Source organism: Cytobacillus praedii (assembly GCF_001439605.1).
GTDB lineage: Bacteria > Bacillota > Bacilli > Bacillales > Cytobacillaceae > Cytobacillus > Cytobacillus praedii.
Map to the genome: position 1 here is coordinate 1 of NZ_LMBX01000045.1, position 15,680 is coordinate 15,680.

The 15,680-nt window shown below is 38.4% G+C and carries 12 protein-coding genes and 2 riboswitches; all 12 genes read right to left on the bottom strand.

The features are described from left to right. Positions 1–367: 367 nt before the first annotated feature. The 12 genes from ptsG to ASU02_RS26590 all read right to left on the bottom strand — a co-directional run bounded on the left by ptsG (position 368) and on the right by ASU02_RS26590 (position 15,555). Complete coding sequence (gene ptsG, locus ASU02_RS24980; RefSeq protein ID WP_057768258.1) at positions 368–2,431, bottom strand: glucose-specific PTS transporter subunit IIBC; 2,064 nt, start codon at positions 2,429–2,431, stop codon at positions 368–370. A gap of 190 nt (positions 2,432–2,621) precedes the next feature. Then, positions 2,622–3,950 carry an NCS2 family permease gene (locus ASU02_RS24985; protein WP_057768261.1) on the bottom strand — a complete coding sequence of 443 codons (1,329 nt, stop codon included), beginning with the start codon at positions 3,948–3,950 and terminating at the stop codon, positions 2,622–2,624. A 260-nt stretch (positions 3,951–4,210) separates the two neighbouring features. Further along, positions 4,211–4,312, bottom strand: a riboswitch (purine riboswitch). Between the two features lie 491 nt (positions 4,313–4,803). Then, positions 4,804–6,324, bottom strand: coding sequence for a glutamine-hydrolyzing GMP synthase (guaA, locus tag ASU02_RS24990; protein WP_198317491.1), 1,521 nt, complete (start codon positions 6,322–6,324; stop codon positions 4,804–4,806). A gap of 195 nt (positions 6,325–6,519) precedes the next feature. Beyond that, a riboswitch (purine riboswitch) is annotated at positions 6,520–6,621 on the bottom strand. Between the two features lie 34 nt (positions 6,622–6,655). After that, positions 6,656–8,863 (bottom strand): transglutaminase domain-containing protein, encoded by a 2,208-nt coding sequence (locus ASU02_RS24995; protein WP_057768266.1) that lies wholly within the window; start codon positions 8,861–8,863, stop codon positions 6,656–6,658. Further along, positions 8,860–10,077 (bottom strand): DUF58 domain-containing protein, encoded by a 1,218-nt coding sequence (locus ASU02_RS25000; RefSeq protein ID WP_057768269.1) that lies wholly within the window; start codon positions 10,075–10,077, stop codon positions 8,860–8,862. Before ASU02_RS25000 ends, ASU02_RS24995 begins: the two co-directional genes overlap by 4 nt. Before the next feature lies 1 nt (position 10,078). Further along, a complete protein-coding gene (locus tag ASU02_RS25005) occupies positions 10,079–11,035 on the bottom strand; it encodes an AAA family ATPase (RefSeq protein ID WP_057768272.1) in 957 nt (318 codons plus the stop codon). Positions 11,036–11,191: 156 nt separating this feature from the next. Next, the gene (locus ASU02_RS25010; RefSeq protein WP_057768276.1) at positions 11,192–11,560 is read right to left on the bottom strand and encodes a DUF4064 domain-containing protein; all 369 of its coding nucleotides are present in this window, start codon (positions 11,558–11,560) and stop codon (positions 11,192–11,194) included. A 51-nt stretch (positions 11,561–11,611) separates the two neighbouring features. Then, positions 11,612–11,896: a hypothetical protein gene (locus tag ASU02_RS25015; RefSeq protein ID WP_057768279.1), complete on the bottom strand. Its 285-nt coding sequence runs from the start codon at positions 11,894–11,896 to the stop codon at positions 11,612–11,614. A gap of 96 nt (positions 11,897–11,992) precedes the next feature. After that, a complete protein-coding gene (locus ASU02_RS25020) occupies positions 11,993–13,438 on the bottom strand; it encodes a vWA domain-containing protein (RefSeq protein WP_057768283.1) in 1,446 nt (481 codons plus the stop codon). Positions 13,439–13,756: 318 nt separating this feature from the next. Continuing rightward, on the bottom strand, positions 13,757–14,002 hold the full coding sequence (locus tag ASU02_RS25025) for a hypothetical protein (protein ID WP_131237778.1): 246 nt from the start codon (positions 14,000–14,002) through the stop codon (positions 13,757–13,759). Positions 14,003–14,042: 40 nt separating this feature from the next. After that, entirely contained in the window at positions 14,043–15,041 is a 999-nt protein-coding gene (locus ASU02_RS25030; RefSeq protein WP_057768291.1) for an ABC transporter substrate-binding protein, read from the bottom strand. A 340-nt stretch (positions 15,042–15,381) separates the two neighbouring features. Further along, entirely contained in the window at positions 15,382–15,555 is a 174-nt protein-coding gene (locus tag ASU02_RS26590; protein ID WP_157684565.1) for a hypothetical protein, read from the bottom strand. Positions 15,556–15,680: the final 125 nt, after the last annotated feature.

Here is a 15,680-nt window from a genome sequence, read left to right on the forward strand (position 1 = left end):
TAAGATTAGCTCTTAAGTTTTAAAACTTGTTTTAAACGTTGACGTTTTTTGTTCGTTCAGTTTTCAAAGAGCAATAACAAATGATAGTTTCGCTCAAAAGCGACTTTATTAATATATCATCTATCAATTATAGTGTCAACATTTAATTTGAATTCAACTAAATTCATATAAGTTGTTAACGACCGTTTTTATATAATAGCATCTCTCCACATATTCAGTCAACAATATTTTTAAATTAATACCTAATTATTTTTTCATCAACTTTCTGCCCATTATAAGACTGACACAATAGAGATATTCCTGGCAGTAAGCTATTTAGCGCGAAAGAAACCAGTCATCGTAAATATGACTGGTTTCCCCATTAATATTACGCCTTGGATATGGAAATAATATCTTTCTCCTTCAATTCAACCATGCCATGTTTTTTAATAACAACAGCTTCTCCTTCCTTCAAATTAGTAAACACAATAGGTGTAATAATGGAAGGTGTATGATTCTTTACGAAATCAAGGTCCGCCTTTAACAATGGCTGCCCAGCTTTTACATGCTCATTTTCTTCTACATTTACTTCAAATCCTTCTCCTTTTAATTTTACAGAATCAATCCCTATGTGGATTAAAATCTCTCGTCCCGAATCAGAGAGTATTCCTATCGCGTGCTTGGTTGGAAAAAGATTGATGATTTTACCGTCAACAGGAGAGACGACTGTTCCTTCAGATGGAAGAATCGCAAAACCATCACCCATCATCTTCTCTGAGAAAACTGCATCAGGCACTTCAGTAATTGACATCAATTCACCCTTAATAGGAGAAACAAATATATCTTTTTTCCCTTCCGTTTGGAGTGCATCTGGATTGACCTCTTCTATTTGCTGCTTTACCCCATCCTCTGGTGGTTCAACAACTACGAGCGGTCTTTTTCCATTCATTATATCTTTCATTTGTCCTTTAATTGTTTCAGATCTCGGTCCAAAAATTGCTTGTATATTATTTCCGACTTCAAGCACCCCTGCAGCACCAAGCTTCTTCAAGCGATTTTTATCTACATTATTAATATCATTGACTGAAACCCGAAGACGTGTAATACACGCATCAAGATTTGAGATATTTTCTTTTCCGCCCATTGCTTCAAGAACTTCATACGGCAAATCACCACCTTTGCCAGTATCAACAGCCTCTTCTTCCTCTTCTACATCCTCCCGTCCGGGTGTTTTCAAATCAAATTTCCTAATCGCAAAGCGGAAACCGAAATAATATATAACAGCAAATACCAAACCAACAGGGATAACAATCCAAGCATTTGTCTGTGGGTTAATTAAGCCAAATAATATATAGTCAATCAGCCCTCCAGAAAAAGTCATACCGATTTTTACATTTAATAAATGCATGGTCATAAATGAGAGTCCTGCAAATATAGCATGTATACCAAATAAGACAGGGGCAACAAAAAGGAAAGAAAATTCAAGCGGTTCCGTAATCCCAGTTAAGAAGGAGGTTAGTGCTGCTGAAGCCATAAGTCCGCCAACACCCACTTTCTTTTCCGGACGAGCTTCATGATAAATAGCTAATGCGGCTGCAGGCAAACCAAACATCATAAATGGAAACTTCCCTGTCATAAATGTACCCGCTGTTAAATTTTGAACATTATCAGTAATTTGCTTCATAAATATCTTTTGGTCTCCGCGAACTACTTCACCCGCTTTTGTAACATATTCCCCAAATTCATACCAAAACGGGGAATAAAAAATATGATGAAGTCCAAATGGAATAAGTGAACGTTCAATTACTCCAAAGATAAAAGCTGATATAGTTAAGTTTGCATTCACCATATTTTGCGAAAATGCATTTAAAGCTGATTGAATCAGCGGCCAAATAACAAGCATTATTAACCCCAGCAGAACCGCTGTGCCAGCTGTAATAATCGGAACAAATCTTTTTCCAGCAAAAAAACCTAAATAAGAGGGCAATTCCATTTCATAAAATTTATTATAAAGGGTGGCGGCGATGATCCCCACGATAATTCCGCCAAACACACCCGTCTGGAGAGTCGGGATCCCTAAGACATTCGCATAGTTAAGTCCATTTACATCCTCTGCGGTTATCCCTCCTGCTGTCCCCATCGTTACATTCATGATTAAGTAGCCAATAATAGCAGCTAACCCTGCTACACCATCTCCTCCTGCCAAACCTACGGCTACACCTACAGCAAATAAAACAGGCAGATTTCCAAAGACAATATCGCCAGCATTCTGCATGATTGAAGCAACCATTTTCACACTACTATTGTCCAGGAATGGAGCCAGCTCGAGCAGTGCCGGATTCTTCAATGCTGCACCTAGAGCAAGAAGTATTCCTGCTGCCGGCAAAAGGGCAACAGGCAGCATTAGTGCTTTCCCTACTTTTTGCAATACACCAAAAGCTTTTTTAAACATACTTATCCCCCTAAAAATAACCAAAGTCACAGCCAATTAGCCTAGAATTTATGGAAAATAAATAGCATAAACAAAAGAAAAAGAAGACTTTATGGGTATCTTGCCCAAAAGTCTTCTAATCATTTATTTCAATGCTAATGTCTGAATACAAAAAACGGAGACCCGTTTGGTCGGATCTCCGTTTTTTGTATTACTGTAAAAAGATAAAGTATAGTAGGAAGATAACAAAGAAGAAATACATGATTGGATGAATTTCTTTTGCCTTCCCTTTTACAATCATTGTAATCGGATAGAAAATAAAACCAACTGCGATACCAGTTGCAATGCTGTATGAAAGAGGCATTGTAATCATTGTTAAAAAGGATGGGACCGCAATCTCAAACTTTGTCCAATCAATTTTCCCAAGAGAAGATACCATCAACACACCGACAATGATTAAAGCTGGTGCAGTAACCGCTGACGTAACAACCTCTAATAACGGAAAGAAGAATAGCGATAAAAGGAAACACCCAGCAGTTATTAAAGAAGCAAACCCAGTTCTTGCGCCAGCAGCAACTCCGGCAGATGATTCAACAAAAGATGTAACAGTTGATGTACCAAGAACCGAACCAGAAACAGAAGCAATGGAGTCAGATAATAACGCTTTGCCAGCGCGAGGAAGCTTATTATCCTTCACAAATCCAGCTTGGTTGGCAACCGCCACCAACGTACCAGCATTATCAAAGAAATCTACGAATAAGAAAGTTAATATAATTCCAAGCATTGTTGCTGTGTAGAATGAACTATCACCGAACGAAGAAAATAAAGCACCAAAAGTAGGAGCAATACTAGGGACACTATCTACTACTTTAGTAGGTACGTCAATCAGAGTGAAAATCATTCCGACGATAATCGTAATGACCATCCCATAAAAAACGCCGCCTTTTACCCCTTTAGTCATTAAAATAACAGTCACTAATATACCAAAAATTGAAAGCAAGGTATTAGGGTTTGATAAATCCCCTATCCCAACTAGAGTGGCATCATTATTTACAATAATCCCAGCACTTTGCAGACCAATAAAGGTAATAAACAAACCAATCCCTGCACCAACAGCATACTTAAGCTCAATTGGAATGGCATTAATTAATTTTTCACGAAGACCTGTCAGCGTTAAAATTAAAAAGAATATACTCGAAATAAATACGGCCCCAAGCGCATGCTGCCACGGAATCCCGCTTCCTAATATAACCGAGTAGGCAAAAAATGCATTTAATCCTAAACCTGGCGCGAGGCTGAGCGGGTATCTGGCAACTAACCCCATTATTATTGATCCGATAGCTGCTGATAAGGCTGTCGCAACAAATACTGCACCATAATCCATTCTAAGTGCATCAGGCAAGTCCGGCACATCTTGCAAAGTTAATGTGATCGGGTTTACAACTAAAATATAAGCCATTGCTAGAAATGTTGTCAGTCCGCCCATTATCTCCCGACGATAATTTGTTCCAAGTTCTTCAAACTGGAAATACTTTCTCACACATTACTCCCCCTAATAAGTCTATTTATTTTCTTTAAATATTTCTTTCATTAATATATATTGCCAATATTGAATGAATAGCATTCAAATTCACTAAATATAAGGAATTTTCCAAAAACAATCAAAAGAATGCTTACTCCCCTATACTTCAGCAATATCCAACGGAAACAATAAAAAAACGCTACGGTGTAAATGTACCGAAGCGTTGACAAACAGGGTTAATGTAAATGAGTAGCACCTTCCTAATGTAAGGAGATCTACAATGCTTACACTTACCTCGTAGTCAAGCCATTTACGGTAGCTTGGTAGATACTTTTGGGCCATATTCCCCAGATTATACGACGTAAAACGACAATATTTAATTCTTCTTTATTCTATCAGCAATAAAGAAGTTCGTCAATATAAAAAGCGAACATTTTCATGTTCGCTTCGTTTATCGTTCGGTTTTTGAATTATAGCCAAGGTGCTTCCGCTTTTCTTACTGTCTAGCTGCAGCGCCTAGCAACTATTGGACTTCCGTTCCCTCCCTTCGATAAGTCAACATCGAATCGCTATCGCTCTTCGTGTTTCCTTTATCTCAGNTCAAGCCGCTTCCGCTTTTCTTTATTGTCCAGCTGCAGCGCCTACCCCCTCGAGGTCATAAGCCAATCCACCAAGAAGGTTAAAGTACAACCTTCTCGCTGGCTCGTCTTATGCTTGTCGGGGCTGACCAAGCCGCTTCCGCTTTTCTTTTTGTCCAGCTGCAGCGCCTAGCGACTATTGGACTTCCGTTCCCTCCCTTCGATAAGTCAACATCGAATCGCTATCGCTCTTCGTGTTTCCTTTATCTCAGNCCGAGGCGCTTCCGCTTTTCTTATTCCCACTCAATTGTTGCTGGTGGCTTGCTCGTAATGTCATAGACTACACGATTAATGTGATTCACTTCATTTACAATCCGTGTTGAAATAACTTCAAGCACATCCCATGGGATTCTTGCCCAGTCAGATGTCATCCCATCAATTGATGTGACTGCACGGATACCGATGGTATAGTCGTAAGTTCTAGTATCTCCCATGACACCTACACTTCGGATATCAGGAAGAACAGTAAAGTATTGCCAAATATCTCGGTCAAGACCTGCTTTCTTGATTTCTTCGCGTAAAATATAGTCTGATTCGCGAACGATTTCAAGTTTTTCCTCTGAAATTTCACCTAATACACGAATTCCGAGACCAGGGCCTGGGAATGGCTGTCTCCATACAATTTCGTCTGGAATGCCTAATTCTGTTCCTAGCGCACGTACTTCATCTTTAAACAAAGTGTTTAACGGCTCAATTAACTTGAATTGCATATCTTCTGGAAGCCCGCCAACATTATGATGAGACTTAATTGTCTGCGCAGTTGCCGTCCCACTTTCGATAATATCTGTATAAAGAGTTCCTTGTGCTAAAAATTCAATGCCTTCAAGCTTTGTCGCTTCATCGTCAAACACATATATAAATTCATTTCCAATAATTTTACGTTTCTTTTCCGGATCAGATACCCCTTTAAGCTTGTCCAAGAAACGATCTTGGGCATCCACCTTGATTACATTCATATGGAAACCTTCAGCAAATGTCTTCATTACACTGTCAGCTTCTCCTTTGCGAAGAAGACCATGATCAACAAAAATACAAGTCAGCTGATCACCGATTGCTTTATGAATAAGAACAGCAACAACGGAAGAATCTACGCCGCCGCTTAATGCACAAAGGACCTTCTTATTTCCAACTGTCTGACGGATTTTTTCCATTTCTACTTCAATAAAGTTTTCCATCGACCAGTCGCCTTTGCAAGCGCAAATGCCAAAAACAAAATTCTTTAATATATCGTTTCCATAAACAGAATGAAGCACCTCTGGATGGAATTGTACCGCATATAAGCCTTTTTCTTCATTGCTCATTGCTGCAATTGGACAAGATGGGTTTGTTCCATCAACTGTAAAACCTTGAGGCGCTTCTACTACTAAATCACCATGGCTCATCCAAACCGTTTGTTCATCAGGCAGATCCGCAAATAGCTTGGATTGATTTTCAAGCTTTAGTAACGCCTTACCATATTCACGCTGCTTTGCCTTTTCAACCTTGCCGCCATAGTGCTTTGTCATTAACTGCATGCCATAGCAAATGCCAAAAATCGGGAGGCCAAGATCAAATATCTTTTCATCACAATGGAATGCTCCCTCTTCATATACACTGTTCGGACCGCCGGAAAAGATGATTCCTTTTGGATTTAACTGTTTAATTTCTTCAGCTGTAATCGTATGTGGATGTAATTCACTATATACACCAAATTCTCTAATTCTGCGTGTAATTAGTTGGTTATACTGGCTTCCAAAATCCAATACAATAATCATTTCCTGATTGTTCCATTCTGTTTTCCCCGTCACACGGTTCACCTCATTATGTTAATTAAATTCTTTTAAACATATTTTTATTGTTCTCTTTTTTGCATAAAAATATCTTAAAAACTAGTTAAACAAATAAAAAACCAGAATTCTCCCTCACATTATGGTGAAGGCAGAATTCTGGTTCCTAAAAAAGAAATAGCAAAAAGAATCATCTGCCTTCATAGTCAAATCATTTACGGTGATCTGGTAGAAACTTTCGAACCATATTATCGAGGATATATGAAGGATACATTTAGTTTTTAATTATTCCTATTGTATCAACAGGTCATTTTTTTGGTCAAGCTATTGTCTTTTTAATTAAATTTTCCCATAATTCCTTCGTTTCCATCCAGCTTCCCTTTTGAAGACTTCCTCTGTAGATGAGCTGTTCATATCGAGCAGTTAATCGGCCCATTTCTCTTGATGAGAAGAACCGGTCGATATAGTCAGCATAATCTCTAAGTGTTTGCCCATCCTTTCGATGCAAACCGTATCGATCTAATTCTCTAAGCAGTAGCAAATAAGCCTTTTGGAAGTTTTCATCTTTTCTTGTCCATTTAAATCTCCAAGTTAAGTAATACGGGAGCCATCGGCCACGAATTCTATAAATAACGAAAGCACAGACTGCTAATACAAGGATGGACAAAGCGATCATTTTCCAATAAGCCTCGAAGAAGTTTTCTATTGGAATGAAAAACTTTTTTAAAGAATCTTCATTAGCAACAGGCTGTTTCTCATTATTCTCTTTTAATTCCGGCTTATCCTTTTCCAATTCTTCAGGATTCATCTCTGGTGGCAGATCATGGCTTTGAGAAGCCGCATCAAAGTTAAATTGAACACTATTTGAAAAGCCTTGAGTAGGTTCAAACGGGACCCATCCGATTCCAGGAAAATAGACCTCTACCCATGAGTGTGCATTGTTATTCGTAATTTCAAACATCCGGCTTCCCGACTCACTTATTCCTTTGTATTCCCCTTCTGTATACCCTTTCACCCATCTTGCTGGTATACCGATAGATCTTGCCATTACAACCATCGAAGTGGAAAAGTTATCACAATACCCTTGTTTGGTGTCAAATAAAAACTGATCCACATAATCTTCATCATCCGCAGGAATAGCTACATCTTTTTGGTCGTAAATATACCCCGATCTGCTAAAGTAGCGTTCTAGCTCCCTTGCCTTCTCAAACCAGGAATCTTTCCCATCTGTTATCTCTTTAGCTAAATCCTGAATACGCAAAGGCAAATCCTCAGGCAGCTGTGTATACCTATTGATCAATTCATTATTTACAGCTATATTTTCCTCTGAACTAGCTTCATTTAGAGCCGTTACACTGTATCGAGGAACGGCATAATCAAGTGTATATTGTTTAATAGAAGCAGGACTATCCCCTTCTAAAGAATGAATTTTCTCTGTATCCACTTCTAATTCATAGGAATAGAAGGAAGCTGCATCTATTTTCTGAATACCTAAAGGGTAAACAATATGCGAATTATTGGTCAGTGAATAAACTGTACTTGATTCCTTGACCATTTCGATTCCAGGACTATTAAAAAAAGAAGTAATGGGAACTTGGTCTGCAGAACCAAAAGGACTTCTTACTTCCCTTGAGCCTGAGGTAATCCACCCCTTTCCGGTGTACACATCCTTAGTCTCTACTTTCCAGTAATGACGTGATTCCGCCTCGACAGTGAATATGACTTGATTATCCCCAATGAAAGGCCCGCCAAGACTAGAATCATCCAGTCCATACCCTATTTTCTGAACCCCTGTTCCTTCACCGCTCCCTTTCCCATATGACGTTAAATATGGGACTGGATCTGGCCAGATTGGTTCTGCTTTCGGAGCAGCCAGTCCAAAGCCTACACTTACAACAATCATGGTAACTAATGGAACCATCCATTTTCGCGAAAGAGTCGCCTCTTTTTTGATTCCTTCTTTATCTAAAAGCCTGAAGAAGGTTAGCATTCCTAATACAGCAAACCCCGAAATAACCGTTCGTACAATCGCAAGGCCAGCTTCATATGGAGTAAAAGTATCCAGCACCGTTATGTAGACTAGTGTCATGAAAAAGAAAATCAGTATTTGCATACGATTAATTAACCAATACTGGATTAAATAAGTCATTAGCCAAAGCAGAACAAAAAACAAAAAGCTTCTGAAAAGATTGCTCAAATTTACCCAATCTCTTGCAAACACTAACTGAAAGCTTTCGATAAAATCAGTAATGAATACGAAAACCCATTTAAATTGAAAAAATGCTTCATCGATATATAAAATGTGTAAAGCAACGACGATAAATACCCATTTTATACACCCACCAATTAATACAGGAGTCCCTGTGAACGATAGCAGAAGTGAAGTGAAAATAAATAAGAGGAAGACCCCAATATTCGAAGTATCTGTAAGCTGTTCAAGCGGTCTTAACCATTCCCATAGAAGCAAAAAGCCAAATATATACATAATAAAGGTCATTAAATCCTTCTGTACCTTCCGTGATATCATGATCGAACCACCTCCGAAAATACAGATGAAAAATGTCCATCATGCACCATGACTAAACGTAATCCCCTTGCATTTACAGAAGCTTTTAGTGAAATCTCATTCTGAGAAAGAAATTCTTTTTCATTTTTCAAGAGGAAGATCGTTACGACTCCATTTTTCGAAGTAAATCTTCCTGCTTTTTCTATTAAACTTCTAGTCAGCTGTGCTGTAATAAGCATCATATTATTGCTTTGATGCAGGAGAGTATGTTCCATTTCAAGTACACGATCGAAAGTAACTGGACTGTTATCTCTAACCTTAGCTAAATGGTAAAATAGCTGCTGCTGCTGACTTTCACCGCCTCTAACAGGAAAAGCAACACGCTCAGATGAAGAAGATAGAAAGCCGATATGTGCCCCTTTTAAGAGAATGGCCTTTATAATGGAGGCTGAAAAAGAAACAATCGCTTCAAAATGATTGTCCGGAGTACAATCCATTAAAATGTACACATCATGCGACTGCCTTTGTTCAAATTCCTTAGTCATAATATCATTCCGCTTTGCAGTTGCCTTCCAGTTAATCCATGAAAAACGATCTCCTGGCTGATACTCTCTGATTCCAATCGCCATCGTTGTATCCCTTTGTACACGTTCTCTTGAAGCTGTCATCCCTTGATCATATTGATTTTCCATTGTCTTGTAGATGATTTCCTCATAAGAAGGGTATACAAGTATTTTATCTTCGACATGAAGCTGTCTCTCTTTTTCAATAAGCCCAAGAAGGTCTCCTGTTTTCATGCGAATATTCCGAAAAAGATGTTCGCCTCTGGGCAGCTTATTCACTTGATACTCCCAAGTAATCTCTTTACGAATACCTGGGATGAGAAATACTTTTGATCGATTTCCCTGCTGTGAAAAGAAAAGAGAGTCGCTAATGCAATCTTCTAAGATAAGAAAAAACAACGGAAATGCTGATTTTCTTGTCATAGTAATTGTTACCTTTAAAGTTTCACCTGCATTATATTCACTCTTTAGGAAAAACCTCTTTGCCTCAAAATGACTCATTGGATAGAAGGCAAGGATGAGCGCATAAAGGGCAAATGGAAGGAAGCTATAAAATAAAAACCAGCTGACAAACCCGCCCTGAAACATGGCATAAGAAAAAGTAATCGATATAAGCAAAAACAAAACGATTAATTTCCATACTTTTTTAACGACAGAAAAGAACCATTTCATATTATTTCACTAGCCTTCGCACTGGAACAGGCACTCTCGAAAGCACACGATCAACTATTTCTTCCGCTCGAATTCCTTCAAATTTCGCCTCTGATTTTAAAATAATCCGGTGAGCAAAAACAGATGGGGCTAAATATTGAATATCATCAGGCAGCACATAATCTCTTCCATACATAAATGCATAGGATTGTGCCGCTTTCATTAAAGCAATAGATCCTCTCGGGCTTACCCCAAGATAAACACTTGCATGCGTCCTCGTCCGACTAGCCAATTCAACGATATAGCGCTTGATCGTATCATCCACATGCACTTCTTTAATCTGTGTTTGCAGCTCTATTAATTCTTCCAAATCGATTACTGGCTCAAGTTCTTCAATCGGCCTCACTTTCTGTGCCCGATTTAATACCTCAATCTCATCCGCCATATCTGGATAACCCATTTTCATTTTTAATAAAAATCGATCAAGCTGTGCCTCAGGAAGCGGATATGTACCCTCATACTCAATTGGATTCTGAGTTGCCATTACAAAGAAAGGCTTTCCAAGCCGATGTGTAACTCCATCAATCGTTACACTGCTTTCTTCCATTCCTTCAAGCAAGGCGGACTGCGTTTTTGGAGACGTGCGATTAATCTCATCAGCTAATATAATATTCCCCATAATAGGTCCTGGTCTAAATTCGAATTCCATTTCCTTTGGATTAAAAATAGACACTCCCGTAACATCTGATGGCAGCAAATCCGGTGTAAATTGAATTCTTCTAAAGTTGGCACCAACAGATTTCGCCAGTGCACGGACCATCATTGTTTTTCCTACACCCGGAACATCTTCTAGTAATACATGTCCTTCTGCAAGCAAGGCAATGACACTTAATTCTGCTACGCTGCGTTTCCCAATCATTACCTTTTCTATATTTTTTAATATCTTATCTATCATCGGGTGAATATGTTCATGAGTCATAAAAATCCTCCTGTTTTCTGCCCTAGTTTTCTAAATTCATCCATTTATGTAATTCGATATTTTTTGTCAAAATCCTGCGGCAATAAAAATTCCCTGAGAGGAATTCCTCTCAGGGATATTATTTATATTCTGTTGATGAGAAAACTTTGAAGTGGTTTACATAACCTTCTCTTCAAATGCTTTATTATTCATTTCCATGTTGCTTCTCAATCCAAGTGCCCCTGCAATAATGTAAAGTACGCTCGGGACAAACATAAGAAAAATCGATATTGGAAAGGAGAGAACGCCGCATGTAATCATTATTCCGCCATAAAGTTTATTGTCCATCCGATTCACCAGACAGCTCATGATCAACGCGCCTATTTGGATAATAAAAAATACAAAAGTAATGATAGCAACCACCCAAGCAGCACCTGGGTCATCAGCTAAAAAACCAGCAATACTAAAAAAGAAACCGACTAAAGACAAAAGTATGCCTATTATTCCTCCGACTAATCCTAATACAAATTCCGCTGTTCTATTCATATTCTCCTCCTGTTGCACACCACAATCTAAAATAAGATAATTTCCTTTATCCTATTCATTCTCCAGCTCTTTATACCACTTATCCTTCCATGCCTGAACCTTTGCATCAATTTCTTCGTGCGCCTTTTTTGCCTCTGCATCTTTCTCTTCTTTAATTGCTTTAAAATGATCTGTGCGCAAAATACGCATTTCCTCTGCTTTGTCAGAGACTTCCGCTCCAACTTCACGGCTAAAGAGTTTGTTATCTTGTAAATAATTTACTGCCATTTTTATTCTGTCAGCTTCTCGTTCAGATGCACGATAAAGGAGGCCATAAATATCCCGCAATCTTTCCATTTGGTCCACATATTCATGCAGCTGTACACCTTGCGTCCCAATCAGCTGAAAAATATCTGCGTTCTCTTAGCATTTCATGTCCTCCTGATTTGTACCTTACTGATCATTTTCCGCACGTATTTTTTCCATCCGTTCAGCCCAATCATTGATTTTCTTATCAATCCGATTGACTTCATCATCAATTTCCTTTAACTTTTGTTCTTTTAATTGATCCGTAAGCTGTTTTAATCGCTCTCCATGCTCCTCAATTTTGCCTATTAGATTCTCTTTTTGTTCCTCTGTAATTAAACCCTCAGCAAACATGACGTTCGCAGCTCCCATGAACCTTCCTTGCTCTACATTAATTGCATCTGAAACTTTCAGTGCCATTTTGTGTATATCCATATTCATCCACGCAACCGTAAAGGTTCCCTTAGGTGTGGACCACTGCTTTCCGATAATATCTATCAGACCTGGCGGCACCCATTTTTGGATAACTGTCCTTTTTAGCTCCTCCGTATTTTTCGCTGAGAAATATGCTCCTTGTCCAGCTTCCGCAACCGCCTTTAATTGATTCTCTTGCTTTTCATCGACATCAAAGCCAATAATATTTACTTTACGATTTTCTTGTCCTTGTACAAATTGCTTCGCTTCAGCTATAGGGTCTCCATCACACGTTTCTGCTCCATCACTTACTATATAAAGAGTGATCTCCCCATCGAGCGATTGACTAACCTCATATGCTTTTTTTATTGCACCTGCTAATGGGGTCCAGCCTTTTGCTTCAACACCATCAACCGCCTGATAGAAACCTTCTTCCTCATATTTTTGCAACGGGTAGACTTCATCTATTGTAGAGCATGATAATTGCTTATCTTTATTTTCCTGTGAGCCCGCATGCCCATAGATATAAAGAGAAACCTCACTAGCAGAGCCTATCGTTTTTGCAAAACTTCGAACAGCACTTTTAGCAATTTTCATTTTCTGCTCACCATCTACGTTCAAAAGCATACTGGAACTTGCATCTAACATGATGATTGCTTTTGAAGGAGCAGCATTATCTTGAACTGTTTCTTCTGAAACTTGCTCAGGTTCAGGCAAATACGGTTCATCAAATTCAGGCTTAAATTCTAGTAACTCCTTAACCACTTGCGGATATGCACTGTTCCCAATGTAATATATGAGTGATTGAAAAAGCTGATCCACATCATCTGTTTCACCTGCAACTGAGCGCAAATGCTCAGTCAGCTCACTCTCAATTCCTTCTAACGTATGAAGACTTGGCCAGGATGCTGTTTCTTTTTCATATGAAAAAGCTGCTGTAAGTTTGCCAGGCTGTGAGTTTGCAAAGTCCTCTATCGTTACTGGGATTTTCACTGACTCTATTTCTGTTAACATACTGTCCTTTTTTACCTCATCCTTTTTCTGAACATTTCCAGTCTCTTCTGGTACAGCCTTCTCTGCTTCTACTTCTGGCTTTTCCTTGCTAACTTCATTTTTCTCCGAACATCCTGAAAGAATCAGCATTAAAATAGCAATCATTGAAATTGTCCGTTTGAACACTTTCCCACCTCAATTAATGTTTTATAAAATTATATTACAGGATTACCCAATAACTTTTCTCAAAATATACAAAAATAGGAAATAAGTTATACGTATGAACTAAATTAATCTGGGAAAAAAGATAGATTTATTGTTAGTGCTTAATAGAGATATTTTCTATATGGGTATAAAAGGTGTAAAAAATATAAAACCCTTGAAATGCATTACGCAGTCAAGCGTTTCCATTTCAATATAGTAATGTACACCTAAAATTTAAGATTACAGCTTTCCCCTGTCACTTAATCAAACGATTGATTTATTTCATTAGTCTTTACATCTTCATTTTCTCGTTTCAATGGAAAACGCATAGACAGCGTCTTCAACCTTATAGAACAATACTGCTATCGAGGCTTTTTTGTTTCCAAATTTCTTTTTAATCTTTGTATCAGTTTCTAGAAAACCCTCACTAACAGATTCAAAATAGGAGGTAATTATATCCCTCCAGTCCGTTCCATCACTATTACCAGCAGAAACAGAAAACTCAATTAAGTTCCTTTTATACTTAAATATATAAACATAGTCCAAATAAAAAACTGCCATTCCAATGACAGTTTTCTAACGGTTTTTATTCTCCTACTATTCTTGCATCCTTAAACATTTCTTCTGTTAGTGTGATTCCTTTCTGTTCAGCTGCAGCTTTGTTAATAACAAGCTCTAAGCTTTCTGGAAAACCTACTGGGATCTCACTCGGCTTTTTTCCTTTAAGAATTTCGACTGCCATTTTGCCAGTTGTATATCCTAAATCATGATATTCAAAGCCATATGATGCAAATGTTCCGCGTTTAACTGAATCGCTTTCCCCTACAAAGGTTGGGATATCCTTCTCATTGGCTACAGTAATAACTGATTCAAGGGCAGAAACAACTGTATTATCCTTCGGAATATAGAAAACATCCGCTCTTCCGACTAATGACTCTGCTGCTTGCTTCACTTCAGAGCTTGCTGATATGGTAGTTTCAACAGCCTCTAATCCAAGTTCCTTTAGAGCCTTTTTCGCGTTTTCCACATTAACAACAGAGTTAGGCTCCCCAGAGTTGTAAATCATCCCTACTTTCTTTGCATCAGGAAAAAATCTTTTTATTGCATTCATCGTATTTTTTATCGCGTCTGGATGTGTATCGGACGTACCAGTTACATTTCCACCCGGTTTTTCAAAGCTTTCAACTAATTCAGCACCTACCGGATCAGTGATTGCAGTAAACAGGGTAGGAATTTCCTTTGTCGATTGAACAACTGCTTGTGCGCTTGCTGTTGCAATAGCTAAAATTAAATCATTATCATCCGCAACGAGATTTTGAGCAATCGTCATGTTGTTGTTCATATCTCCTTGTGCATTCTGGTAATCTAGCTTAAGATTTTTCCCTTCCTCATAACCAGCATCCTTCAAGGCAGCAATAAACCCTTCACGTGCCGCATCTAATGATGGATGTTCAACCAGCTGTGTAATTCCTATTTTAACCGTTTCCTTTTCTTCCTTGCTTCCCCCTGCTTCTTTGCTTCCCGATCCACAAGCAGAAAGCAATAATAGAGAGCCGCATAGCAATGCCGATAAAATTCTTTTCAAGCACTTTCCCTCCCTCGACTATTTCATGCATGTTCTAGTTGAAGGAATAAGGATATTTACTTAGATGCAGTCATGGATAGCGTCCTTTCAGCCGAAATCACATTCAAATTATTCATAATATTTTGATATTATCACATTTAGAAACATATAAACAATGATAATTTCTCTATCAATAAATTCTTCATGAGTCAAACGGTAACTAACCGAGGTGTACAGTGCCCGCAAATAGGAAAAAGAGAGCTCAGTGGTAATATAGAAAGGCAGCAATTAATATAGTTATAGATTTTTTAACGCTTCCTGAATTCCCATTAGGATTTTTCCCAATCTGAGCGTAACGGTCTTATTTATCTTTTCCCAAGATTGCAGCTTCCATCGGCAACTTTGCAAACTGTATCAAATCTTCATGTTCAGTTCCTGCAAATTTTGAGCTTGAAGTAGTATTTACTTGTCCTCCATCTGGCTTTCCTAGGGTTAATTTATAAGCAAGCTCCCCGGTTCCCATAGACATTTGCATGGGGGATGGATTTATTCCTACTATAAATAGCAAAAAACGCTTGGAAAAGGTGGTTACCCCCAAAAATTAGAGTTTTATTATGCAGCTGATTGGCTGGATTGAGTTCGGTATTCGACTGGACTCAA